Origin of the sequence: Deinococcus sp. JMULE3 (assembly GCF_013337115.1) — a bacterium.
In the GTDB taxonomy this organism is placed as follows: domain Bacteria; phylum Deinococcota; class Deinococci; order Deinococcales; family Deinococcaceae; genus Deinococcus.
The window spans coordinates 2,526,564-2,550,006 of the sequence record NZ_SGWE01000004.1 but is presented as its reverse complement, the minus strand read 5'-3'; the positions used below and the strand labels follow the sequence as shown (position 1 = coordinate 2,550,006).

At 71.7% G+C, this 23,443-nt stretch carries 20 protein-coding genes; 11 read left to right on the top strand and 9 right to left on the bottom strand.

Going from position 1 to position 23,443, the window contains the following annotated elements:
• The first annotated feature begins 42 nt into the window (after window positions 1-42).
• The 5 genes from EXW95_RS15205 (at window position 43) to recR (ending at window position 4,215) form a co-directional block, all read left to right on the top strand.
• Window positions 43-2,079: an amylo-alpha-1,6-glucosidase gene (locus tag EXW95_RS15205; RefSeq protein WP_254605646.1), complete on the top strand. Its 2,037-nt coding sequence runs from the start codon at window positions 43-45 to the stop codon at window positions 2,077-2,079.
• Window positions 2,080-2,201: 122 nt separating this feature from the next.
• Window positions 2,202-2,879 carry an NUDIX domain-containing protein gene (locus tag EXW95_RS15200; RefSeq protein ID WP_174368146.1) on the top strand — a complete coding sequence of 226 codons (678 nt, stop codon included), beginning with the start codon at window positions 2,202-2,204 and terminating at the stop codon, window positions 2,877-2,879.
• Window positions 2,880-2,941: 62 nt separating this feature from the next.
• Window positions 2,942-3,157, top strand: a complete 216-nt coding sequence (locus EXW95_RS15195) for a hypothetical protein (protein ID WP_174368145.1) — start codon at window positions 2,942-2,944, stop codon at window positions 3,155-3,157.
• A 53-nt stretch (window positions 3,158-3,210) separates the two neighbouring features.
• The gene (locus EXW95_RS15190; protein WP_119674817.1) at window positions 3,211-3,501 is read left to right on the top strand and encodes a YbaB/EbfC family nucleoid-associated protein; all 291 of its coding nucleotides are present in this window, start codon (window positions 3,211-3,213) and stop codon (window positions 3,499-3,501) included.
• A 108-nt stretch (window positions 3,502-3,609) separates the two neighbouring features.
• Window positions 3,610-4,215 (top strand): recombination mediator RecR, encoded by a 606-nt coding sequence (recR, locus tag EXW95_RS15185; RefSeq protein WP_058977365.1) that lies wholly within the window; start codon window positions 3,610-3,612, stop codon window positions 4,213-4,215.
• 58 nt (window positions 4,216-4,273) lie between these two features.
• On the opposite strand, the gene EXW95_RS15180 is transcribed toward recR, so the two are convergent.
• Window positions 4,274-4,978 carry a polysaccharide deacetylase family protein gene (locus EXW95_RS15180; protein WP_371810097.1) on the bottom strand — a complete coding sequence of 235 codons (705 nt, stop codon included), beginning with the start codon at window positions 4,976-4,978 and terminating at the stop codon, window positions 4,274-4,276.
• Window positions 4,975-6,204, bottom strand: coding sequence for an MFS transporter (locus EXW95_RS15175; RefSeq protein WP_174368144.1), 1,230 nt, complete (start codon window positions 6,202-6,204; stop codon window positions 4,975-4,977). Before EXW95_RS15175 ends, EXW95_RS15180 begins: the two co-directional genes overlap by 4 nt.
• Before the next feature lie 50 nt (window positions 6,205-6,254).
• Here EXW95_RS15175 and EXW95_RS15170 point away from each other — a divergent pair, with 50 nt between their 5' ends.
• Window positions 6,255-6,929 (top strand): glycosyltransferase, encoded by a 675-nt coding sequence (locus EXW95_RS15170; RefSeq protein ID WP_174368143.1) that lies wholly within the window; start codon window positions 6,255-6,257, stop codon window positions 6,927-6,929.
• On the opposite strand, the gene EXW95_RS15165 is transcribed toward EXW95_RS15170, so the two are convergent.
• On the bottom strand, window positions 6,889-8,070 hold the full coding sequence (locus EXW95_RS15165) for a glycosyltransferase family 4 protein (protein WP_174368142.1): 1,182 nt from the start codon (window positions 8,068-8,070) through the stop codon (window positions 6,889-6,891). The genes EXW95_RS15170 and EXW95_RS15165 overlap by 41 nt on opposite strands.
• A 209-nt stretch (window positions 8,071-8,279) precedes the next feature.
• On the opposite strand from EXW95_RS15165, the gene EXW95_RS15160 reads away from it, so the two are divergent.
• Entirely contained in the window at window positions 8,280-9,272 is a 993-nt protein-coding gene (locus EXW95_RS15160; protein ID WP_174368141.1) for a Sectered polysaccharide deacetylase, read from the top strand.
• 16 nt (window positions 9,273-9,288) lie between these two features.
• Entirely contained in the window at window positions 9,289-9,834 is a 546-nt protein-coding gene (locus EXW95_RS15155) for a VOC family protein (RefSeq protein ID WP_174368140.1), read from the top strand.
• A 13-nt stretch (window positions 9,835-9,847) separates the two neighbouring features.
• On the opposite strand, the gene EXW95_RS15150 is transcribed toward EXW95_RS15155, so the two are convergent.
• The 3 genes from EXW95_RS15150 to EXW95_RS15140 form a co-directional block, all read right to left on the bottom strand.
• Window positions 9,848-12,742, bottom strand: coding sequence for a GAF domain-containing protein (locus tag EXW95_RS15150; RefSeq protein WP_174368139.1), 2,895 nt, complete (start codon window positions 12,740-12,742; stop codon window positions 9,848-9,850).
• 5 nt (window positions 12,743-12,747) lie between these two features.
• The gene (locus EXW95_RS15145) at window positions 12,748-13,434 is read right to left on the bottom strand and encodes a response regulator transcription factor (RefSeq protein ID WP_046844446.1); all 687 of its coding nucleotides are present in this window, start codon (window positions 13,432-13,434) and stop codon (window positions 12,748-12,750) included.
• 210 nt (window positions 13,435-13,644) lie between these two features.
• The gene (locus EXW95_RS15140) at window positions 13,645-15,390 is read right to left on the bottom strand and encodes an ABC transporter substrate-binding protein (protein WP_174368138.1); all 1,746 of its coding nucleotides are present in this window, start codon (window positions 15,388-15,390) and stop codon (window positions 13,645-13,647) included.
• Window positions 15,391-15,732: 342 nt separating this feature from the next.
• On the opposite strand from EXW95_RS15140, the gene hslO reads away from it, so the two are divergent.
• On the top strand, window positions 15,733-16,647 hold the full coding sequence (hslO, locus tag EXW95_RS15135) for an Hsp33 family molecular chaperone HslO (protein ID WP_174368137.1): 915 nt from the start codon (window positions 15,733-15,735) through the stop codon (window positions 16,645-16,647).
• Between the two features lie 137 nt (window positions 16,648-16,784).
• Entirely contained in the window at window positions 16,785-18,047 is a 1,263-nt protein-coding gene (locus EXW95_RS15130) for a lasso peptide biosynthesis B2 protein (protein WP_174368136.1), read from the top strand.
• 72 nt (window positions 18,048-18,119) lie between these two features.
• Here EXW95_RS15130 and EXW95_RS15125 read toward each other — a convergent pair whose 3' ends face one another.
• Window positions 18,120-18,893: a TerC family protein gene (locus tag EXW95_RS15125; RefSeq protein ID WP_174368135.1), complete on the bottom strand. Its 774-nt coding sequence runs from the start codon at window positions 18,891-18,893 to the stop codon at window positions 18,120-18,122.
• Between the two features lie 70 nt (window positions 18,894-18,963).
• The gene (locus tag EXW95_RS15120) at window positions 18,964-19,662 is read right to left on the bottom strand and encodes a TetR/AcrR family transcriptional regulator (RefSeq protein WP_371810096.1); all 699 of its coding nucleotides are present in this window, start codon (window positions 19,660-19,662) and stop codon (window positions 18,964-18,966) included.
• A gap of 165 nt (window positions 19,663-19,827) precedes the next feature.
• Here EXW95_RS15120 and EXW95_RS15115 point away from each other — a divergent pair, with 165 nt between their 5' ends.
• A complete protein-coding gene (locus tag EXW95_RS15115) occupies window positions 19,828-21,486 on the top strand; it encodes an ABC-F family ATP-binding cassette domain-containing protein (protein WP_371810095.1) in 1,659 nt (552 codons plus the stop codon).
• A 209-nt stretch (window positions 21,487-21,695) separates the two neighbouring features.
• On the opposite strand, the gene EXW95_RS15110 is transcribed toward EXW95_RS15115, so the two are convergent.
• Window positions 21,696-23,384: a bifunctional UDP-sugar hydrolase/5'-nucleotidase gene (locus EXW95_RS15110; protein ID WP_174368134.1), complete on the bottom strand. Its 1,689-nt coding sequence runs from the start codon at window positions 23,382-23,384 to the stop codon at window positions 21,696-21,698.
• Window positions 23,385-23,443: the final 59 nt, after the last annotated feature.

Genomic DNA, 23,443 nt, shown 5'->3' with positions numbered 1-23,443 from the left:
CCACGGGGCGGACGGTACCCCTCAGTCTACCACGCGCGTTCCATGCGGCGCCTTCGTGCCATGCTGGCGCGCATGGACGCCGCGCCCGTCACCTTTCCCTTCGGTTCCCTGACCGCCCGCACCCCGGACCTGGAAGTCCTGCTGACCGACGGGCTGGGCGGCTTCGCCCTGAGCAGCCTGTCGGGCGTGCCGACCCGCTGCTACTCGGGGCTGGTGGCCAGCCAGCTGCCGCCGGTGCAGCGGCGCACGCATCTGGTCTCGCCGCTGGAGGTGCTGCGCGTGCCCGGCCCGGACGGGGTGCGCGAGACGACCCTGCACGCCCTGGAGATCGCCCCGGACACCTTCGAGGGCGAGGGACTGCGCTGGCTGACCGGCGCGTCGCTGAGCGACCTGCTGCCCGAGCGGGAGCAGCTGTTCGCGGGCGTGCGGGTGCGCCGCCGGGCGTTCATGCCGCGCGGGTCGGGCGCGGTGGTGTTCCTGTACGACGTCCAGAGCCGCGACCCGGTGGCGCTGCGGCTGGGGGGGTTCTTCGTGGACCGGGACATGCACGCCGTGCACGAGCGGGTGCCCGACCTGGCCTTCCACGGGGCGGGCCGCGAGGTGACCGTGCAGGGCGAGGCGCAGACGCGGGTGCAGGTGCACGCGCCGGGCGCGGTGCTGGGCGCCCTGGACCCCCGGCCCGTGCCGCAGCGGGTGCATTACCGGCACGATCTGGCGCGCGGCGAGCCGGACACCGAGTCCACCCTAGGCACGCCGCTGTGGGACCTGAGCTTCCCGGCGGGTGGGGGGCGCGCGGCGCTGGTGGTGCAGGCGGTCACGCCGGGCGTGGCGCAGGCGCTGGTTCTCGACCCGTGGGCGGCGTATGCCGACGAGGCCGCGCGCCGCCGCGAACTGGCCGTGCGGGCGCAGGTCACGACGGGCGTGCCGGACGAGCTGGTCGCCACGCTGGCCGTCGCGGCGGACGCGTATCTGGTGCGGCGGACGCAGCCGCAGGGCGTGACGGTCATCGCCGGGTACCCGTGGTTCGCGGACTGGGGCCGCGACTCGATGATCGCCCTGACGGGCCTGACGCTGCTGACCGGGCGGCACGCCGAGGCGCGCGACCTGCTGGGTACGTTCCTGCGCAGCCTGCGCCGGGGCCTGACGCCGAACAACTTCCACGACGACGGGCTGGGCGCCGGGTACAACACGGTGGACGGCGCGCTGTGGCTGGCGGTGGCGCTGGAACGCTACGTGGCCGTCACCGGGGACGCCGCCTTCGCGCGGGAGGCGCTGCCGCAGCTGCGCGACCTGCTGGACTGGCACGTGCGCGGCACCGATCACGGCATCCGCATGGACCCGGCGGACGGGCTGCTGCTGGCCGGGGAGGCGGGCGTGCAGCTCACGTGGATGGACGTGAAGATCGAAAGCTGGGTCGTCACGCCCCGCCACGGGAAGCCCATCGAGGTGCAGGGCCTGTGGCTGGCGGCGCTGGGGGCCGAGTCGCGCCTGTCGGCGGCGTTGGGCGAGGAGGCGCGCTTCGCGGACATCCTGGCGCGCGCGCAGGCCAGCTTCGCGGCGTTCTGGCAGGGCAGCTACGTGGACACCCTGGCGGTGGACGGCACCCCGGACCGCAGCGTCCGCCCGAACGTGGCGATCGCGCTGGCGCTGCCGGACACGCCCACCAGCCCCGCGCTGGTCGCCGCGACGACCGCGCAGCTGGAAGCGGAACTCCTCTCCTCCGTCGGGCTGCACACGCTGTCCCCGCTGGACGACCGCTACCGGGGCAATTACGGGGGCGCGCAGGTGCAGCGGGACGCGGCGTACCACCAGGGGACCGTGTGGCCCTGGCCGCTGACGGCGTTCGTGGAGCTGCTGCTGGCGCAGGGCGAGGTGGGGCGGGCGCGGGCGGCGCTGCGCGGCCTGAGCGGGCACGTGCTGGAGGCCGGGCTGGGGCACGTGTCGGAGGTGTTCGCCGGGGACAGTCTGCGGCCCGGCGGGTGCCCGTTCCAGGCGTGGAGTGTGGCGGAACTGCTGCGCGCGCATGTGCTGGTCAGCCGGGCCGAGGCGCAGGCGGCGGGCACGCAAAGCCCGGCGTAAACCCCGCTGTCACGTGTGAAAATCCGCGCCCGCAGGACACTATTCCCCTTGACGTACCGGGGACACAAACCCTAGCATCACGCCATGACCGCCCGACCCCACCCCCGCCGCCCGGAGCGCGCGTGACCGACCTCACGCTGCCCAGAGGTGCCACGCAGGTCGGGCTGGCCGTGGACGTCGCCGCGTTCGCCATGCACGCTGCTGAACTGCACGTCCTGCTCGTGCAGCGCGGCGAACTCCCGCACGCGCGCGACTGGGCGCTGCCCGGCGGCTTCGTCCACCCCGGCGAGGAACTGCACGAGGCGGCCCTGCGCGAACTGCGCACCGAAACCAGCGTGGAACTCGAACCCCGCCACCTCGAGCAGTTCTTCACGTTCGGGGAGATCAACCGCGACCCGCGCGGCCGGATCGTCAGCGTCGCGCACCTCGCGGTGCTGCCGCACGGCACGGTCAGCGTCAGCGGCGGCGGGCACACCCTGGGCGCCGAGTGGATGCCCGCCCACCGCACGCCGAAACTGGCCTTCGACCACCAGGCGATCCTGGACCGCGCGCTGGGCCGCCTGCAACTGCGGCTGGAGTACGCGAACCTCGCGCTGGAATTCCTGCCCGACACCTTCACCCTGCCCGAACTGCAGGGCGTGTACGAGGCGATCCTGAACCGCAAACTGGACAAACGGAACTTCCGCAAGCGGCTGCTCGCGCAGGGCAGCCTGACCCCCAGCGGCGAGCGGCGCAGCGGCGTAGGCCGCCCCGCGCAGCTGTACCGCCGCGCCAAGGGCACCCGCACCCCCGCGCTGTAACCCAGCAGGTCTGACCACGCAGACTGGGCAGCGCCGCGCCGGGAAGCATGCTGGAATCGGGCATGCTTCCCGGCGTCCTGTTCCTGGCTGGTGTCCTGCTGTTCATCCTGAGTGCCGCACTCGGCGGGGACGGCTTCAGCCGCGCGCCCGGCCTGCTGGGTGTCCTGGCGTTCCTGGCGTCCGCCGCCGCTGGTCTGTCCGGCCTGAACCGCGCGGTGGGTGCGGCGGCGCTGCTGTTCGCGGGGCTCGCGGCGGCGCTGGTGTTCGGGTGGCTGTGACCCGCCCGCCGGAGGGCACCATCTGCCCTGGCGCGGGCCGCTAAACTGCGGGCATGGACATGAAGAAGCTCATGAAGCAGATGCAGCAGGCGCAGATGGCCGCCACGAAGATCCAGGAGGATCTGGCCGCCAAGTCCGTCGAGGGCAGCGCCAGCGGTCTGGTGACCGTGACCATGAACGGCCACGGGAAGGTCACCTCCCTGAAGATCAAGCCCGAGGCGGTGGACGCCGACGACGTCGAGGCGCTGGAGGACCTGATCCTCGTGGCGATTCAGGACGCCGGGGCGAAGGCGGACGCGTTGCAGCAGGACGCCACGCGCGGGCTGGGCATTCCCGGCTTCTGATCCTTCCTGGCGGCGGCCACCCTCCGGGCGGTGGGTGGCCGCGCCTGTTGAATTCGATCGTTTCTGTCCGGCCCTGCACTGGGGGCCGGTGGTGGTGAAGGAGTCCGAGTGAAGTACCCCCCATCGTTGGTGGCGCTCATCCGTGAGCTGTCGCGTCTGCCCGGCATCGGGCCGAAGAGCGCGCAGCGGCTGGCGTTCCATCTGTTCGAGCAGCCCCGCGAGGACATCGAGCGTCTGTCGCGGGCGCTGCTGGAAGCCAAGCGTGACCTGCACACCTGCCCGGTGTGTTTCAACATCACGGACGCCGAGAGGTGCGACGTGTGCAGCGACCCCAGCCGCGATCAGGGCGTGATCTGCGTCGTGGAGGAACCCGGCGACGTGATCGCCATCGAGCGCAGCGGCGAGTACCGCGGGCTGTATCACGTCCTGCACGGCGTGCTGAGTCCCATGAACGGCGTGGGGCCGGACAAACTGCACATCCGTCCGCTGCTGCCGCGCGTGCAGGAGGGTCAGGAGGTCATCCTGGCGACCGGCACGACCGTCGAGGGCGACGCGACCGCGCTGTACCTGCAGCGGCTGCTGGAGCCGCTGGGGGCGGTCGTGAGCCGCATCGCGTACGGGCTGCCGGTGGGCGGCGCGCTGGAGTACGCGGACGAGGTGACGCTGGGCCGCGCGCTGGCCGGGCGTCAGCGCGTCAGCAAACCGCAGGGCTGACCCGCAGTGGCAGCGGGGCGGAAGTCGAGCCGACCCCCGCCCCGCTGCCGTCCTGCTTTCACGCGCCGTAGCTGGCGCGTAGTCGCGTCAGCCCCTCGCGGAGGGTGATGCGCCGCGCGGGCAGGTCTTGCATGGGGACGACCTCCAGGCCGCGTTCGCTCAGGCCGCTCAGCAGGGCGTCGAGCAGCGCGGGCGTCACGGCGGGGCCGTCGTGCAAGAGGATCACGCTGCCGGGTTGCACGCGCGCCAGGGTCTGCGCGGCCAGCGTGGCGGGGTCGGCGTCGGTCCAGTCGCGGCCCTCGGTGTCCCACAGGGCCACCTGCCGCCCGGACAGGTGCGCGAACAGGCGGGTCAGGGGGCTGTGCCCGCCGTACGGGGGGCGGTACAGGTGCGGGCCGGGCCGCGCGGGGCGGGGGTGCCACGCGACCTGCGCCCACTCCTGCCAGGGGGTCAGGGTCAGGGCGGTGCGGTGCCAGATGCCGTGGGCGTCCAGGGTGTGCCCCCCCGCCTCAATCGCGGTCAGCAGCTCCGGGTGGGCCTGCGCGGCGGGCCGCGTGACGAAGAACGTGGCGCGCGCGCGGTGACGGGCCAGGATCGCCAGCAGCTCCGGGGTGCGCTCGCCGGGGCCGTCGTCGAAGGTCACCGCGACCCGCCAGCCGTCGCGCGGGCCGTGACCCAGGGCGCCCCACCCGGCGGCGCGTCCCAGCAGTTCGGCCAGCAGGATGGGGGTCAGCAGCGCGGCGGTCCAGGCGACGCGCCTCACGCCGGGGCGTCCTGGGGCGCGGCCTCCTGTTCCTGCGCGGCGCGGGCGAACAGGGGCCGCAACAGCAGGTAGAACGCCGTGACCAGCGTCGCCAGTCCGGCTGCCAGGCCGAAGGGGCCGCCGGCGCCGAAGCGTTCGAAGGCCAGAACGCCCAGCAGGGGGCTCAGGGCGGTGCCCGCGTTCTCGACAGTCATCAGGACGCCCCACGCGGCGGGGCGCTGCGCGGCGGGCAGCGTGCGGGTCACCAGGGCGCCCCAGCCGGGCTGCACCCCGGCGAAGCCCACGCCGACGAGCGCCGCGAGCGGGTACATCGCCCACAGGGGCGGCAGGGCGGCCAGGCCGAGCATCCCGGCGGCGATCAGCGCGTACCCGCCGGTCAGGACCGGCACGGCGCGGCCCCGGTCGGCGATCTTGCCGAGCAGCGGGATGCACGCGAAGGCGACGGCGCCGCCCACGACGAGCACGCTGACGATCTGCGCGGTGCTTAAGCTCAGCGCGTCGGCGATCTTGTACAGCACCTGCCCGAACAGGGACAGGGTCACGGTCTGCATCAGCGCGGCGGGCAGCAGGGGCGTCACGCGGCGCAGCGTGGCTTTCAGGGCGGGGCCGCGCAGGGATTCGCGTTCGGGGCCGCGCACGACCCGCGCCGGGAGCAGCACCGCCGCCAGCAGCGAGAGGATCAGGGCGCCCACGCTGAGCAGGTACACCTGTTCGGGGGGGGCGGCGCGCAGTGAGCCGTACGCGAAGAAGCCCAGCCCGATCATGGAGGACACGCTCATGCCGACGACCGTCAGGGTGCGGCCCTGCGCGGTCTGGCGGGTCACGTCCGCCGTGAGGTTCATGGTGCCGGGCCACATGACCGAGAAGCCCACGCCGTGCAGCGCGGCGATCAGCAGCAGGGTCAGGCCGCTGTGCGCGGCGGGCAGCAGACTGATCGCAAGGAGGCTCACGGCGGTCCCGGCGATCATCGCCCAGCGCAGGCCCACGCGGGCGATCAGCAGTCCGGCCGGGCCGCGCATGACGGTGTCGGTCAGGACGTGCGCGGCCCACGCGAGCCCCACCACGGTCGCGGGGAGGTCCAGTTGCGCCTGCACGCGGGCACTCTGGCCCAGGTACGGGAGGTACAGGCCGCTGCGGACGAATTCGGCGGCGGCCAGGGACAGCGCGGCGATCAGGACGGCGCGGGCGGTGCCGGGCTGGAAGGGCAGACGCTCGCGCAGGTTCACGGCATGCTCCGGACGTGCGGCGTGCGCGGCTGGCCTGCTAGGGTGTACAGGTGCCCGAGTTCACGGTTGTCATTCCCGCCCGCAACGAGGCGAAGTACCTGCCCCTGACGCTGCGCGCGCTGGAACGGCAGACGCTGCCCCCACGCGAGGTGATCGTGGTGGACAACGGCAGCCGTGACGCGACCGTGGAGATCGCCCGCGCGGCCGGCGCGCGGGTGCTGCGCTGCGAGGAACGCGGCGTGGCCCGCGCCCGTCAGATGGGCCTGGAGGCCGCGCGGACCGACTGGGTGGCGAGCACCGACGCGGATTCCCTGCCCGCGCCGCACTGGCTGGAGGTCCTGAACGAGGCCGCGCCGGGCCGCACGGCGCTGTACGGGCCGATGCGGTTCTCGGGCGTGCCGCGTCACTGGGCGCTGGCGTCGGGGACGAGTTACAGCGCGTTCCTGCATGTGGCGCGGCTGATGGGCCGCCCGAACCTGGCGGGGGCGAACATGGCCTTCTCGCGTGAGGCGGCGTTGCTGGTGGGCGGGTACCCGCAGGTGGAGGCCTACGAGGACGTGATCCTGGGTGAGGAACTGGCCCGCACCGGCGAGATCGCGTACGTGCGCCGCGCCCTGGTGGAGACGAGTGCGCGGCGCCTGGACAGGGGCGTGCTGCCGTTCCTGTGGCAGCACGTCCGGAACATCACTGGTCATACGCGAGGGTACTTCGGGGATGACCGCTGAGGTCGTCCTGGAACGCCACGGCGCGCGGCATGCCCAGCACGTGGCTGTAGACGTCCAGGACGCGCTGCGCGACGCCGTGCGGGGTGGTACTGGCCCCGAAGCTGCGCGCACCGGCTGACAGGCGGGCCCACAGGTCGGGGTCGTTCAGCAGTTCGCGGCTGTGGTGGATCAGGGCGTTCACGTCGCCGGGCGTCACGAGGTACCCGCTGCGTTCGTGCGCGACGCCGCTCAGGGTGCCGCGCGCGCCGACCGCGACGACCGGCACGCCCATCAGTTGCGCCTCCTGCAGCACGAGGCCCTGCGTCTCGGTGTCGCTGGCGAACACGAACAGTTCCGCGAGGCGGTAGTACGCGCCGATCTCGGTCCAGGGGCGCACGCCCAGGAACGTCACGCGGTCCGCCACGCCGATCCGCGCGGCGTGCGCTTCCAGGTGGTCGCGTTCAGGGCCTTCCCCGAGCAGGACAAGGTGCGCGTCGGGCAACCCGGCCAGGGTGTCCAGGACGTGATCGAAGCGTTTCTCGCGGGCCAGTCGGCCCACGCTGAGCAGGCGGCGTTTCCCTTCCGGCCAGGGGCTGGGCACGGCGGGCGCGGCGTTCAGGGCGCGCGGGTCGATACTGGTGGGGATCACGACCGGGTTGCGGACCTTCATGGCGCCCAGGACGTCCATCATTCCGGCGGTGGGCGTGATGACGGCGTCGGCCTTGCCGTAGTGCAGCGCCATGACCTTGGTGACGACGCCGGTGTGGCGTTGCAGGGCGGTCGCGCCGGGCACATAGTGGGTGTACGCCTCGATGTGGGTGTGGTACGTGGCGACGTGCGGGATGTCCCACTTGCGCGCCAGTCGGGCGCCCGCCAGGCCCAGCGTCAGGGGCGTGTGGGTGTGGATCACGTCGTAGCGGTGCGTGAAGTCCTTGCGGGTGGGCCACGCCAGCCGGTAGGTGGGCAGGAACATGTAGCGCAGGCTGTCGACCCGCATGACGTCGGGGCGGGTGTCGATGTGTTCGGGGAAGTCCGGGGCGACCACGTCGACGTGGTGGCCCTGGGCGCGCAGTTCGTCGCTCAGGAGGCTGACGCTGGTCACGATGCCGTTCTGGTCCGGCAGGAACGTGTCGGTGAACAGCCCGATGCGCAGCGGTCTCATGCGGCGCCGCCGTTCAGGGGCTGGGTGACGCGGCCCCGGAGAAAGTTTAAGAATTCCTGAAGCATCACTAGAGAGGAGCATACGACGCCGGACATGAGAGTAGGCTCAGAAATCGACCTCACGTTCCGGACCCGCTCCGGTGGCGGGTCTCATGTTCGCCGCCCGCCGCGCTAGGGTGAACGTCTATGGCCTCCTCCGCGCTCCTCTCTATGGTCCTGAGATCCGGCTGGGCCGGTGCCTGGCACGCCGGACACCCCGGCGATCCCCGCGTGGGCCTGAGCGTCCCGTTGCGTTCGTCGAGTGACCTGACGGCCGCTCTGACCGCACTACGGGAGGCAGGTGTGCAGGCCACACTGCTCCTCTCCCCCACCGTGGCCCGCGCCGCAGCCCGCTCTGTGGCCCCCGCCGATCTGGCCGGGCACGAGCTCGGCGGGCTGGGCGACCCGGCGGGTGCCCCTCTGCTGGACGTGCTGGGCGGCGCGCCGGTCACGACCTGGGGTACCCCGGAGCGCCTGCGGGACCTGGGCGGACTGGGCTCGCGTGGCCTGCATGCCCTGCCACCCGTCGTGGATGCCCCCGCGCCCGGCGCCCTGCTGACCGTGGACCCCGCCCGGCTGCCCGGTGTGCTGGCGGACCTGAAGCGCCTGGGGTACCGCCCGGTCCCGGTGCGGGACGTGCCGGACCTGCGCGCCGCGACGGGCCGCGACCTGTTCCTGCACGGCTACACCCGGCTGGTCGAGGACCGCTTCGCGCGGCAGCACGGCGTGATCGACCTCGCGCAGCGGGCCGACGCGGTCATGCGCGTGGCGCCGCTGGATCACGCGCCCGCACCGCTGCCGCTGCCCCGCTCGGCGCACACGGCGGAACTGCACCTGCACTCGCCGCGCGTCGTGGGGCTCGCCTCGCGCAGCGCCCTGACCGCGTACCGCGCGTACCTGCGCAGCCTGCGCGACGTGGGCGCGGCCCTGCAGGAGCGCCCGGAGTTGCAGGAGGCGCAGGCAGTGTTCGCGGTGACCCTCTTCCACGCGCCGCTGGCGCAGGCGGGCTTCACGCTGCTAGACCTCCCGCCCGCCACGGCCCGCTGGTACGGGCTGGGCTTCCGGCTGCTGCGCGTCGCGTACGGCACCACCCGCGCGCCCAGCGAGGACACCCCGAAGATGGCGTGGCTACCCCGCGAGGACTTCCTCAGGCGCTACGGCTGACGCGGTACGCTGCCGCATGACCCGCAGCGAATCCAGGGTGCAGGTGCAGGGCCTGCATCACGTCACCATCGTCGGTTCCACCCGCCAGAGTGCCCTTGACTTCTGGGAGGGCGTGCTGGGCATGCCGTTCGTGTTCGAGCAGCCGAACCTCGGCAATCCGGCCGAGAACCACCTGTACTTCGATCCCGGCGACGGCCGCCTGCTGACCGTCTTCACCGACGAGGGCCGCGTGGACGCCGGGCGGGACGCGCCGCGCGAACCGGGCACCGTGGAGCACCTGGCGTTCAACGTGTCCCGCGCGACCTTCCAGCTGGCCCCGGCGCGGCTGCGGGCGCACGGGATCGAGGTACTGGAACGCGACCGGGGCTTCATGGACTCCCTGTACTTCCGCGATCCGAACGGCATGAAGGTCGAACTGGCCTGCTACAAGTTCCAGACGCCCGAGGGATTGCGCGACGCGGACGTGCTGCGCCGCGCCTATGAGCTGCGCGTGGCGCGCGGCGACGCGTACCTCAGCCCGGAGCACCTCGCGGACGCCATCGAGGACCTGCTGCGCCGCTGAGCCGGATGCGCCGTCAGCCGGGCAGGGTGAAGGTCAGGGTGGTGCCCGCGCCGGGGCCGCTGTCCACGTCCAGGGTGCCGCCGGTCAGGGCGACGCGCTCACGCAGGCCGATCAGGCCCAGGTGTCCGGCCTGCGCGCGTTCCTGCGCCTGATCGGTCGTGAAGCCCTGCCCGTCGTCGCGGATGGCGACCTGCACGTGCCCCGCCTGGAACGCCACGCGGATGGCGGCACTGGCCGCCCCGGCGTGCTTGTCCACGTTGTTCAGCGCCTCCTGCGACAGGCGGAACAGCGTGAGTTCGGTGGCCGGGTCCAGGCGGCGTTCCTGGCCGCTGACCTCCAGGCGGGTGGGCGTGGCGGCCTGCGTGGCCAGCCACTCCAGGGCGGGCAGCAGGCCCAGGTCGTCCAGCACGCTGGGGCGGAGGTTGCGGGCGAAGCGGCGCACGCCGTCGATGGCCGCGTTCAGGTCGGCGAGGATGTCGTCGGCGCGGTCCTTCTGCGGCCCCTGGAGTTCGCGGGCGAGCCGGGCGACGCGGCGGGTGGTGGCGGTCAGGACCTGGGCGGTGTCGTCGTGCAGTTCGCGGCTGATGCGGCGGCGTTCCTCCTCCTGCGCCTGCGTGAACAGCGTCAGGAAGGTCCGCATCTCGACGGTGCGGCTGGTCGCGGCTTCCAGCGCCTGTCCGCGCCGGGCGATCTCGTCGGCGAGCGTCTGGAGTTCCGAGAGGTCGCGCCCGACAGTCAGGACGCCGCGTCCGCCGTCCATGACGCCCACGCGCAGTTCCAGCCGGTGCGGGCCGATCTGGATCTCGGTGCGGCTCCCGCGTGAGGCCCGGCGGGCGCTGGCCCACGCGGCGCGCAGGGCGGGGCGGGTATCGGGGGTGGGCAGGTCGAGGAAGTTCGCGCCGGGCAGCGGGCCGGTCAGCGGTTCGAGCAGCGTCCCCGCGGCCGGGTTGGCGTACGTGATGGTCCCGCCCGCGTCGGTGCTGATGATCAGGTCGTGGGCGCCCTCGGCCAGCTGGCGGTAGCGGGCCTCCTGGCGTTCCAGTTCGGTCAGCAGGCGCTGACGCACGAGGGTCTGGGTGATCTGGTCGGCGACGCTGCGGGCCAGGGCCAGCAGGTGTTCGCCGGGTGGGTCCGTGCCGGGGTCGTCGAGGTACAGGAAGCCCAGCAGGGTGTCCTCGCCGCGTTCGCCCTGCGTCTCGGCCCGCAGCGGGACGATCAGGCCGCTGCCCGCGACCGCCAGGGTGTAGCGGCGGGTCAGGGCGCGTGCGCCGCGGCCCAGCTGCGCGGCCAGGGCGTGCAGGTCGCTCTGCGGGGGGACGTGCAGGTTGTACGTGGCGCAGCGGGTGAATGCACCCTGATCGTCGGTCAGGGCGATCAGGCCGCGCGCGGCGTTCATGGCGTGCGTGACCAGCCGCGCCGCGTCGGCCAGCGCGGCGTCGCTCTGGTCCTCGCCGAGCATGCGGCCCAGGTTCAGCAGCAGCGCGGCCTCGTTCTCGCGGCGCAGTTCCTCCTCGTACAGGCGGGCGTTCTCGATGGCGAGGCCCGCCTGTGACGCGAACACGGCGGCCAGCGCCTGATCGTCGGCGTCCAGGGGCAGTTCGTTCTGCCAGTACAGGGTCAGCGCGCCGAACACCCCCGCGCGGGTGGTCAGGGGCAGGCTGATCACACCCCGGTACGGGTAGCGCCCGGCGGCGAGCAGCTGCCGGGTGTAGCGGCTGCTGCCCCCGTAATGCGCCTGGGTGAGGTCGCGCGCGGCGACCGGCTGGCACTCGGCGATGGCGCGCCCGGTGACGCCCAGCCCGACCTTGGCGCGCACGCGCAGCAGGTACTCGTTCGGGAGGCCCACGGCGGAACGGATGCTCACGGTGCGCCCGTCGGGCTGGCGTTCGTACACGGCGGCGGCATCCGCGTGGAAGAGCGTCGCCGCGCGTTCCAGCACGCGCGTCAGGGTGTCGCTCAGGTGCAGGCTGCCCGCCAGGGCCGCGCCGGCCTCGCGCAGCGCCTCGGCGGCCTCGCGCTTGCGGGTTTCCAGGGCGTACAGGCGGGCGTTGTCGATCGCCAGGGACGCCTGCTCGGCCAGCGCGAGGACCAGCCGGGCGTCGTCCTCGCTGGCGCTGGAGCCGGGCTGCTGGGTGTCCACGTACAGCAGCCCCAGCGCCTGCCCGCGCGCGGAGAGGGGCGCGATGACGGCGGCGTGCGGGTCGAGTTCCAGCAGGCCCTGCGCCAGCGGGCTGCCCGCGTCGCGCGGCCGCTCGAACCGGATCGCCTCGCCGCGCTGCACGAGCGCCTCGAAGGTGACGGGACCGACGCCGATCCCGCCGCGGAATTCCTCGTCGAAGCCGTGCGTGTAGACCTCGCCGGTGCGGGCGCGGCCCCCCTCCTGGAATTCGCTGAACAGCGCCACGAACGCCCGGCGGAAGCCCAGGGCCAGCGCGGCGCTCTGCGCGGTGACGGTCAGCACCTCCGCGAGGTCCAGGCTGCCGCCCAGTCTCCGCACGAGGCCCTCGACCGTCTCGGCGATGCGGCCGTGCCCGCGCCGGGCCTCGCGGGCCTGCACGCCCTCGACCGCCAGGGCCAGCAGCGGCGCGGCGCCCAGCAGCGCCCGCAGCCCGTCGGGACTGGCGCCCACGGCCTCCAGCACGCCGCAGCCGAAGGGCAACGCCGAGAGCATGCCGTCCTCCAGCAGGGTGCCGACGGTCAGGGCCTCGTGCGCCAGCGTGCCGTCACTGAGGGCCAGGCCGCGACCCTCCTCGGCGACGGGGGTCAGGGCGGCGTCCTGCACGACCCACACGCGGACGCCGTGCGCGTGCAGGACCGGGCAGGCGTACGCGGCGAGGTCCCGCGCGAACGCGGCCACACTGGACGCCTGCGAGAGGGTCTGCGGGAACGGCGGGATAGCCTCGGACACCGCGCTTACAGGTTCTTCGGGTCGATCCAGCCGCGCTTGATGCCGTACAGGACCGCCTCGGTGCGGCTGCCGACGCCCAGCTTGCTGAAGATGTTCGCCAGGTGCACCTGCACGGTGCGGGGGCTGATGTCGAGGTCCCGCGCGATCTCCTTGTTGGTGCGGCCGGTGGCGGCCACGCGCAGCACCTCCAGCTCGCGGGGGCTGAGGTCGTCCTCGGGGGGCGTGGGGGTGGTGTGGGTGCTGAAGCGCTCCAGGACCTTCTTCGCCACGCTGGGGTGCAGCGCGCTTTCCCCGGCGGCGACGGCGCGCACGGCGCCGAGCAGGTCGTCCTCGGAAGCGTTCTTCAGCAGGTAACCGGCCGCGCCCGCCTCCAGCAGCGCGAACACGTACGCGTCGTCGTCGTAGCTGGTCAGCACCAGCACGCCCACACCGGGCCGCTCGGCCTTGATGGCGCGCGTGGCGTCGATGCCGTTCATGCCGGGCATGCTCACGTCCATCAGGATCACGTCCGGCGTGAGTTCCCGGGCGCGCAGGATGGCTTCCTCGCCGCTGCCCGCCTCGCCGACCACGCGCAGGTCCGCCTCGCTTTCGAGCAGTTCGCGGGTGCCCTTGCGCACGACCGGGTGGTCGTCCACGAGGAGCAGCGTGATGGGGCGCGTGGAACCGGCTTCGAGGGTCTCGGCGTCGAGCATGCGCGCAGCATAGCCCGCACGCAGCGAACACCGCCTCAGCCGAGTGGCCGAGGCGGTGCCGTGAATCAGCGGAGATTATACGGATTCCGTTTGTTTCGTTAACAGATCGGAAAATCACCGATCTGCCAACTCCACGCCCGGAACCCGTTTGTCTCCTACTCGCTCCGCTCGGGTTGAAAGTTTTTGCAAACCTTTCAACCGGAGTCCTTATTACTCCTTGCTGAGGTTCTTCCAGTACGTGCCGCTGGTGAAGGCGATCATGGGGTTGAAGGTCGCGTCGCTGATCCCCTGGATGTTGTCACGGTACGTGAACACCGTGGGGCTGGCGGGCATCACGATGTAGTACGCCTCGTCCAGGGCGCGCTTGGCGATCTGCGCGTACAGTTCGTCACGGCGGGCCACGTCGGTGGTGCTGCGGGCTTCCTTGATCCAGGTGTCCATCTGCGCGTCGTTCGCGTTCAGGCGCGGCCCGTAGTAGCCGTTGCTGGCGTAGAAGGTGGACACGAAGTTGTCCGCATCGGCGTAGTCGGGTGCCCAGCCGCCCAGCACCATGGCTTCCTTGGGCACGTTCTTGGAGTCGATCAGTTCACTCCATTCCTTGGCGACGATGTTCACCCGGAATTTGGGGTTCAGCGCCTCGACGTTCTTCTTCAGCAGTTCCATGGCGGTCTGCTGGGTCTGCGAACCGGCGCGGTAGGAGATGCTGACCGTGAAGCCCTTGTCCCACACCTGACCGCCCCAGGCGCGCTGGAAGGCGGCCTTGGCGAGTTCAGGGTCGAACTGCGCCGCTTCGAGGTTGCTGTCGTACCCGGGGAAGGAGTCGGGCAGCAGGAAGTTGCGGGGCGCGCCCTTGCCTTCCTGCACCTGATCGATGTACGTGGGCACGTCGAAGGAAGCCACGAAGCCGCGGCGCACGTCGGCGTCCTTGAAGAAGTCCGCCGGGATGCCCTGGCCGTCCAGTTTCCCGCTGCCGATGGCGCCGCTGCCCGCCGCGATCTGCTGGTTCATGCTGAAGCCGGACGCGGTGGTGTTGGGCAGGTCGTCGATCACGGAGACGCCGGGCTTGCCGGTCAGCTGCGCGCTGATGATGGGGCGCCCGCCCTCCTCGATGAAGTCGGCGTCGCCCTTCAGGAACGCCTGGATGCGCGCGGCCTGCTCGGGGACCTTCTGCAGGATCACGTTCGTGATCTTGGGTTTGTCCTCGCCCCAGTACCCGTCGAAGGCGGTCAGGGTGGTGGCGTTCGCGTCGCTGCCCTGGAGTTTGTACGCGCCGGTGCCACTGGGCTGCTTGCTCAGGGCGCTGCCCATCAGGTCCTTGCCGACGGCGTCCTTCCAGGTGGCTTCGGTGCCGTCCCACTCGCCGATTTCCTTGGCGTGCTTGCTGTCGACGATGCCCTGGCCGATGTACGCCAGTTTGGTCAGGAAGGCGGGGTCGACGGCGGGCAGCGTGAACACCAGGGTTTTCCCGTCGCACTTGACGGCGCTGCTGATCTTGGCCCAGGTGACGCTCTTGTCGTCGTTGGCGTTGCTGGGGGTGCCCAGCAGGCTCTCGGACAGGAACCAGTTGCCGCTGTCGGCGGTGTTCGTCACGAGGTTGCGGCGGAAGGTGTACTCGGCGTCGGCGCAGGTGAAGTCGTTGCCACTGTGGAACTTCACGCCTTCACGCAGCGTGAAGCGGTACTCGCGGTCCCCGTTGGACGCCTGCCACTCGGTGGCGAGCACCGGGACGACCTCGGTGATGTTGTTGCCCTGGTAGCCGACGAGCGTTTCGTACATGTTCTCGACGACCTGACCGCTGGACGTGTCGTAGGTGGTGCCGGGGTCCAGGGTGGGGATGTCGGCGGACTGCTGGATGACCAGGGTGCTGGCGGCGCCGCCCGCCTGCTTGTTGTTGCAGGCGGCGAGCGTGAGGGACAGCGTGGCGAGCGCCACGGCGCTGAGGGTCTTGTTCTTCATGCGGACTCCTTGGGGCGGAAAACGGTGACGTTTCCCGGTCACTGGCGGGGCGGGACGCGGATGGACTGACGGAGGCGGCGCAGAGGAGGTGGGGTCAGCGGGAGGCCGCGCACGCTGGCGTGCAGGGCGTCCCATCCGGGTCGTCATGGCCTCTCATGTTAGGAACGGCAGGTGAGAAGTTCCCGCCAGAAGCCTGAAGGTACCGCACGGGGAACAGCGTGACAAATCACGTCCGTCCCCACCGCGGAGACGACCTGGGGTCACTCTTGCTCCGCACGGAAGGCCCGCCGGATTGAGAGTCCCTGCACAGCCCACACGGGGCGCAGCGGGTAAGGTGTCGGGATGACTGCCCCGATTCCCGATTCCTTCATCCTGCGCGGCACGGCGGCGCAGGGCACCCTGCGACTGGTCGGCATGGACGCCACCCGCATCGCCGAGGACGCCCGCGTCCGCCACGGCCTGTCCAAGACCGCCACCGCCGCGCTGGGCCGCACCCTGACCGCCAGCCTCCTGCTGGCCGTCGTGCTGGGCAAGAAGAACGACAGCCGCGTGAACCTGCGCGTCGAGGGCGGCGGCCCGGTCGGCTGGATCGTCGCCGAGGGCAGCACCGACGGGCGCGTGCGCGGCTACGTCCGCCACCCCGACGCCGACCTGCCCATCCGTGAACGCGACGGCAAACTGGACGTGAGCGGCATCGTCGGCACCGACGGCGAGATCGCCGTGACCCGCCTGCTCGACAACGGCGAGCCGTACACCGGCAGCGCCACGCTGGTCAGCGGCGAGATCGCCGAGGACGTCAGCACCTACCTGGGCGTGTCCGAACAGATCCCGAACGCCGTGCTGCTCGGCGTGTACGAGGAAGGTGGCCGGGTGGCGCACGCCGGCGGCCTGCTGATCCAGGCGATGCCCGGCGTGACCGACGAGACCCTCGGGAAGCTGGAGGCGAACATCCGCGCCATGGGGCAGATCACCGACAACCTCCGCCGCGGCGGCCTGCTGGAGGCCATCAGCCGCGCCACCGAGGGTCTGGACCTGCAGCTCGCGCCCGACGCGCAGAGTGCGCGTTTCGAGTGCCGCTGCTCCAGGGGGCGCGCCGCGGACAGCCTGAAGTTCTTCAGCGTCGAGGAACGCCAGGAGATGATCGAATCGGGCGGCCAGGAGATCGTCTGCCACTGGTGCGGCGAACGCTACCAGCTGAGCCCCGACGAGATCGCTGCCCTGGACGAACAGACCCAGACCCAGCACGCGCAGGCCTGAACCGCCACATGTCCGGCCCTGCCCCGTCAGGCCCAGCCCTGTCAGGCCCAGCCCTGTCAGGCCCAGGCCCCCGCACCGACGCCCACGCTGACCTGCAGGGAGCCCTGACCCTCCCACCCGAACAGCTGACCCCCGCGATGCTCCGCGCCGCCCGTCAGGCTGGACTGGGCGGCGCCCTGCGCGCCCGCCTGCCCCGCGATCACCCCTGGCGCGGCGCGCTGCGCGAGGACGCCGCGCACCTCGCGCTGCGCCACCAGCAGATCCGGGCCGAGGTGCGGGACCTGCTGCGCGCCTGGGCGGCGGCTGGGATTCCGGCGCTGCTGTTCAAGGGCTTCGCCCTGGCGGAATTCGAGTACGACTCCCCGGCGGAGCGCTTCTACGGGGACGTGGACCTGCTGCTGCCCCCCGACCCGGAGGTCGTCACGCGCGCCGTGCATCTGGCCCTGGCGCGCGGGTGGCGCAGCGACGGGCTGCACGCCCGCCCGCAGCACTGGAATCACGAGACGGCGCACCTGCTCAGTCCGGGCGGGCTGGCGCGCCTGGACGTTCACCGGTTCATGCCCTCGAACACCTACGCGGGCGCGGCGCGCGCGGCGGCGATCACGCGCGGCCTGTGGCAGCGGGCCAGACCCACGGCGTGGGAGGACCTGACAGTGCTGCGCCCCCATCCTCTGGACGAGGTGGTGGTGGTGCTCGCCCTGGGACGCAGCTGGGGCGGGGACCGGGGCGGCCTGAAGGGCGCGGACCTGCTGGACCTGCACCTGCTGCGCACCCGCCACCGCCTGACGGACGGGCAACTGGACGCCCACGCCCACCGGATCGGCGCTTCGGCCACCTGGGGGGCGTTCCGGGACCTGTGCAGTCCGGGGCCGCAGCAGGACCTGCGTCCGGACGTGACCCGCCCCCGGATTCAGGCGGCCATGCGGCGCGATGGCCTGCGGACCGATCTGCGCTTCCTGCACCTGCGCAAGCGGGCGGGCCGCGTTCCGGCGCTGCTGCGCCGCCTGCCGGGCGCCCTGCGTGCCGTGCTGTGGGCGGTGTGGGCCGTGCGGCGCGGCGGGGACCCCCGTGGGCACCTCGCGTCCTGCCCGCAGGCCCGTCCCGTTCACCTGCCGCCCGAGGCGCAACTGGACGTGATCAGCTGCGTGCGCCTCGTGACGTACCTGCTGCACCCACGGCAGCGGCGCGCGGGGGTGTGCCTGCCGCGCGCTTACGCGACGTACCGGGCGCTGCGGCGTCTGGGGCACCCGGCGGTGTTCGTCAGCGGGGTGGCGCGTCAGGGTGGGCAGCTCCTGAGTCACGCGTGGGTGGAGGATGACCGTGGACCGCTGCTGGCGTACGGCGAACCGGACAACCGCCGGAGGTTCCGGGTGGCGCTGGAGTACCCGGCGCGCCCCTGAACGGCGTCTGCCAACGGCATGAACGCAGAGCGCCCCACCTGCACAGCGGTGGGGCGCTTCCATGGGGGCGGGTCAGCCCGCGTCGGGGTGGCGGTTCGTCTCGTGCAGTTGCACGGCCTTGCCGCGCCGCATGCGCAGGTTCAGGAGTTCCACGGCGATCGCGAAGCCCATCGCGAAGTACGTGTAGCCCTTGGGGATCTTGAAGCCGAAGCCGTCCGCGATGAGGTTCACGCCGATCAGGAGCAGGAACGCCAGGGCGAGCATCTTCACGGTGGGGTGGGCCTGCACGAAGTCCCCGATGGGGCGCGCGGCGACGAGCATGATCAGGACGGTCACGACGACGGCGGCGACCATCACGCCGATGTCGTCGGCCATGCCGACGGCGGTGATGACGCTGTCGAGGCTGAAGACGATGTCGAGGATCATGATCTGCCCGATGATCGCGGCGAAGTTCGCGCCCGCGACCTTCCCGGCGGTGGGGGTCCCCTCGTGCGCGCCGGGGCCTTCGAGCTGCTCATGCATTTCCTTGACGGCCTTGTAGAGCAGGAACAGACCGCCGAAGATCAGGATCAGGTCCCGTCCGGAGAAGCCCATGCCGAACAGGGTGAACAGGTCGGTTTTCAGGCTGTAGATCCAGCTGATCGAGAACAGCAGGCCCAGGCGCATGAGCATGGCGGCCAGCAGGCCGATGGTCCGGGCGCGCTGGCGCTGCTCCGGCGGGAGCTTCCCGGCCAGGATCGAGATGAAGATGACGTTGTCGATACCGAGCACGACTTCGAGCAGCAGCAGCGTACCGAACGCCAGCCACGCTTCAGGCTGGGTGATCCAGCCGAACAGTGATTCCATTGTGTCACTCCGCGAAACAGAAAAGCGGACGCTGCCACGCACGTCCAGGATGCCGTTGGGGGTAGTAACCCTACTTCCGCGCCCGTGCGGCGCGCCGAGTGTCATGTTCCCCGAAGTGCCGGTGCCGGTCAAGCGGGGGGGATTCTTCATGTGCCGCGGGCATGGCGAGGAGGTGGGTCAGCGGGCGGTGGCGCCGTCGAGGAACACGGCCAGCAGCGCGCGGGCGGCGCCCTGCGGGTCGGGGGTGGGGCGCGCCGGTCACGAGGGGGTAGGTGATCGCGAGGAACGCGCGGGCCAGCATGGCGGGGGGCAGGTCGCCGCGCAGTTCTCCGCGCGCGGCGGCGTCCTCGAACAGGCGGGAGAGTCCGCCGACCCAGACGCGGCGGTACTCCTGTTCGAAGGCGGCGCGGCGCGCGGGGGTGACGTGGCGCAGTTCGCTGGCGAGTTGCAGCCCGACGCGCTGCTCGGGGGCGCTGGCGAGCAGTTCGTAGACCAGGGTGTCGAGCTGCAGGCGGATACCCACCTGGGAGTTCGCGGCCTGCACGAGGCGGCTCAGGCCGGCCAGGGTACCTTCGAGCATCGCGAGGAACAGCGCTTCCTTGTCGGCGTAGTGGTGGTACAGGGCGGGTTTGGTCACGCCGACGGCCTGGGCGACCTCGCGCATGCTGACCCCGTGGTAGCCGCTCTGGACGAACAGCCGCGCGGCCTCCTGCTGGATGCGGGCGCGGGTCGTGTCGGGCAGGGCGGGGGTCACAGGTGGAACCGTCATTGCCGCTCATGATAGCGGTGGGCGCGGCGCGGTAGGCCACCCGGCGCATGTCTGCCGGTGGGGGCGAGTGCTACGGTGCGACGTGATCGCCGGGGTGGCCCGGCTGTTCCGGCCCTCTGTTCATTCAAAGGATTCCCTGTCTTGCGTCTGTAACCCCTGACTGCCGTGTTCCGAGTTGCCGCCTGCCACGTGTGGGCTGGCCTGTCCCGTCAGGGGGATGAACTGATGCTGATGTTGAGTGGGGTCGCGCGCTCGTTCGCGGACCGTGTGGTGTTTTCGGATGTGGAGCTGACCGTGGGGGCCGGGGAACGGCTGGCGCTGGTCGGGGAGAATGGCAGTGGCAAGAGCACGCTGCTGCGCGTGCTGGCGGGGCTGGACGCGCCGGATGCGGGCGTGGTGACGCGCCCGGGCCGCGTGGCGCTGCTGGCGCAGGCGCAGGCGCTGGGCGGATCGGTGCTGGAGGCTGTCACGCCCCCGGCACTGGCCGAGGCGCAGTTGGCGTTCGACGCGGCCTCGGCGGCGCTCTCGGACGGGTCGGAGGCGGCGCTGCTGGCCTTCGCGGACGCCGAGGAGGCCTACCGGCTCGCGGGTGGGTACGACTTCGCGGGGCGGGCTTCGGCGGTGCTGGCGGGGCTGGGCCTGGACGGCGGGGCGCGCGCGGACCGGCTGTCGGGCGGGCAGGCGCGGCGGGTGCTGCTGGCGGCGCTGCTGCTGGCCCCGGCGGACGTGTACCTGCTGGACGAACCGACGAACCACCTGGACGCAGAGGGGGCGGCGTGGCTGCGCGACTGGATTCGCGCGTCCGACGCGGCGTTCGTGCTGACGAGTCACGACCGGGCGTTCCTAGATGAGGTGGCGACCGGCGTGGCGGAACTGGAACGCGGATCGCTGAGCGTGTACCCCGGCAATTATTCGGAAGCGATGGCGCTGAAGGCGACGCTCCGTGAGGCGCAGGCCCGCGATTTCGAGGCGTACCGCCGCAGGCGCGCGGCGCTGGACGAGGAACGCCGCCGCCTGAGCAGCCGGGGCAGCGTCGAGGAGAACCGCTCGCGGGCGCGGGACAACGACAAGTTCCTGTCGTCGCACAAGGCGGGGCGGGCGCAGGTGCTGTTCTCGAACCGCGCGCGGGCCATGGAGCGGCAGATCGAACGGATGGACGTGCAGGCACCGGACAAACCGTTCCGGGACGCGCGGACGCTGCGGCTGACGCTGCCGCCCGTACCACCGGGACCGCTGGAGGTGCTGACCGTCCGCGACCTGAGCGTGGCGCGCGACTCCGGGGTGGTGCTGTCCGGCGTGACCCTGCACGTCCGCCGGGGGGACCGGGTGGCGCTGACCGGCCCGAACGGAGGCGGCAAGAGTACGCTGCTGCGCGCCCTGCTGGGCGGGTTGCCACACGGGGGGTCGGTGACGTGGGGCGCGGGCCTGACCGTCAGCCTGGTCGGGCAGCACGGCGAGGACCTGCGCGGGCTGGAGACGGTCGGGGACGCGCTGCTGGACGCCAATCCCCTGCTGACCCCGCACCAGCTGCACGAGGTCGCGGCGGCGCTGGAGGTGCCGGGCGGCCCGGCCTTCCCCCTCGCAGGTCTGTCGGGCGGGCAGCGGACGCGCCTGAGCCTCGCGCGGCTGCGGGTCACGCGCGCGCAGGTACTGCTGCTGGACGAACCCACCAACCACCTGGACGTCCGGGCCATCGAGGCGCTCGAGGCGCTGCTGCTGGACTTTCCGGGCACGGTGCTGCTCGCCAGTCATGACCGGCGGCTGGTGGAACGGGTTGCCACCCGCGAGTGGCGCGTCGGGGGTGGCGGGGTGCAGGAGGCCTGATACGGGATTAAATTGACTTGCTTGCACCGTGATCGCGTTCCATTTTCCCCTCTCCCCTGGTGGGAGAGGGAGGGAGGAGCGAAGCGACGGAAGGGTGAGGGGGCCACCGGGCGACTCCGAATGATGTGGAATCACTTGAATCCCGTATGAAGTCGCGGATACGAAGAAGAGGCCGCACTGGGCGGCCTCCGGTGCTCCTGCGGCTGGGTTCAGTTCAGGCGCTTGATGCGTTCGGTGGTGTCGGGGCTGACGGTGGTGCTCGTCAGGAACGCGCGGAAGGCGTCGATGTCCAGGTCGCCGCCGAGACGGCTGGTGCCCTTGGCGAAGGCGGTGAAGCCGTCGCCGCCGTCGGCGAGGAAGTTGTTCACGACGACGCGGTAGCTGGCGGCGGGGTCGATGGCCTGGCCGTTCAGCTGGATGTCGCTGACCTTCTCGCCCTTGGGTTTGGCGTTGTCCCAGGTATACGTGAAGCCCTTGCTGACCTGCAGGATGCGGTTGCTGCCGGCGGAGGGGTTGTCGAACTGCTGCTCGAGCGCTTCCTTGATCTGCGCGCCGGTCAGGGTGATGACAGTCAGGATGTTCCCGAAGGGCTGCACGGTGAACGCGTCACCGTACGTGACCTGCTTGCTGGGGTTGGGGACGTTCACGGGCAGGTCGGCGCGGATGCCGCCGGGATTCATAAAGGCGATGACGGCGCCGCCCTTGCTGGCGGGCGCGGTGGCGGCCAGCTGGCTGTCGGCGATGACGCGGCCCAGGGGGCTCTCGCCGTTGGTGCCCGCGGTGCGGCTGATCTGCTCGACGCCCAGCGTGGCGATGACGGTCTTGGAGATCGGGTCGGTGAGGCCCTTGGCCTTCTGGACCAGGGCGGTCATGGCGGCGTCCTTGGGGGCCTTGGCGGCGTCCACGACGACGTTGCTGGCGCGGATGGCGGTGACGCGGTTGGCGCGGGTGTCGACGGTCATGTCGATGCGCTGCAGCAGGTGGCCCAGCGCGTCGCCCTGGATGACGATGCGGTCCTTGCCGTCGGGGCCGGGCACCAGGCAGTTGTAGCCGCGGTGGGTGTGGCCGGTCATGATGGCGCTGACGGCGGGGTCGAGGCCCCTGGCGACGTCCACGATGGGGCCGGTGAGGGTCTTGCAGTCCACGACGTCGAAGGCGTCCTTGCTGGTGCCGCCCTGGTGGACGAGCGCGACGATGGCGTCGGCGCCCATGCGCTTGATGGCGGGGATGGCGGCGTTGATGCTCCTCACTTCATCCTCGAATTTCAGTCCGGCGACACCGGCGGGCGTGACGACGGTGGGGGTGTCCTTCAGGACGGCGCCGACGAAGGCGACCTTGGCCTTGCCGACCTGCACGATCTTGTAGGCGGGCAGGACGGGCTGGCCGGTCTTCTCGTCGATGACGTTCGCGGCGATGTAAGGGAACTTGGCGCCTTCGAAGGTGTTGTTGAATTTGCAGGCCTTGGCGGCGTCGTTGCTGTTGCAGCCGCCCTTCTGGTAGCGCATCAGTTCGGCGAAGCCGTAGTCGAATTCGTGGTTGCCGACGACATTGACGGCCATGCCCAGGCCGTTCAGGGCGTCGATGGTGGGTTCGTCGCGCAGCAGGCCGCTGATCAGGGGGCTGGCGCCGGTCATGTCGCCCACGCCGACGAAGACGGTGTTGGGGTTGGTGCGGCGGGCCTCGGCGAGGATGCCGCCGATGGCCTCGACGCCGCCGGCCTGGACGGTCAGGGTCTTGGTGCGGTCGGCGGGGTCGGGCACGCGGAAGCTGGTGGGCAGCAGGTTGCCGTGGAAGTCGTTCACGCCGATGACGGTGACGTCCACGGTGGAGGGGCCCAGGATCATGGAGCAGCTGCTGAGGGTCAGCGCCGCGCCGATCAGGAGAAGGTTGTTTTTCATGCGCTCCACATTGTAGGGCTTTGCCTGTCTGTGGAATATCAGCCCGCCCGGCGCGCCGG

What these genes read in the sequence shown, in the direction of transcription:
- EXW95_RS15195 (WP_174368145.1), top strand. Translation starts at nt 2,942, where the DNA reads ATGCTTCCCGGCGTCCTGTTCCTGGCTGGTGTCCTGCTGTTCATCCTG.
- EXW95_RS15120 (WP_371810096.1), bottom strand. Translation starts at nt 19,662, where the DNA reads ATGACGGTTCCACCTGTGACCCCCGCCCTGCCCGACACGACCCGCGCC.
- EXW95_RS15125 (WP_174368135.1), bottom strand. Translation starts at nt 18,893, where the DNA reads ATGGAATCACTGTTCGGCTGGATCACCCAGCCTGAAGCGTGGCTGGCG.
- EXW95_RS15205 (WP_254605646.1), top strand. Translation starts at nt 43, where the DNA reads ATGCGGCGCCTTCGTGCCATGCTGGCGCGCATGGACGCCGCGCCCGTC.
- EXW95_RS15160 (WP_174368141.1), top strand. Translation starts at nt 8,280, where the DNA reads ATGGTCCTGAGATCCGGCTGGGCCGGTGCCTGGCACGCCGGACACCCC.
- EXW95_RS15155 (WP_174368140.1), top strand. Translation starts at nt 9,289, where the DNA reads ATGACCCGCAGCGAATCCAGGGTGCAGGTGCAGGGCCTGCATCACGTC.
- EXW95_RS15145 (WP_046844446.1), bottom strand. Translation starts at nt 13,434, where the DNA reads ATGCTCGACGCCGAGACCCTCGAAGCCGGTTCCACGCGCCCCATCACG.
- EXW95_RS15130 (WP_174368136.1), top strand. Translation starts at nt 16,785, where the DNA reads ATGCTCCGCGCCGCCCGTCAGGCTGGACTGGGCGGCGCCCTGCGCGCC.
- EXW95_RS15110 (WP_174368134.1), bottom strand. Translation starts at nt 23,384, where the DNA reads ATGAAAAACAACCTTCTCCTGATCGGCGCGGCGCTGACCCTCAGCAGC.
- hslO (WP_174368137.1), top strand. Translation starts at nt 15,733, where the DNA reads ATGACTGCCCCGATTCCCGATTCCTTCATCCTGCGCGGCACGGCGGCG.
- EXW95_RS15140 (WP_174368138.1), bottom strand. Translation starts at nt 15,390, where the DNA reads ATGAAGAACAAGACCCTCAGCGCCGTGGCGCTCGCCACGCTGTCCCTC.
- EXW95_RS15165 (WP_174368142.1), bottom strand. Translation starts at nt 8,070, where the DNA reads ATGAGACCGCTGCGCATCGGGCTGTTCACCGACACGTTCCTGCCGGAC.
- EXW95_RS15190 (WP_119674817.1), top strand. Translation starts at nt 3,211, where the DNA reads ATGGACATGAAGAAGCTCATGAAGCAGATGCAGCAGGCGCAGATGGCC.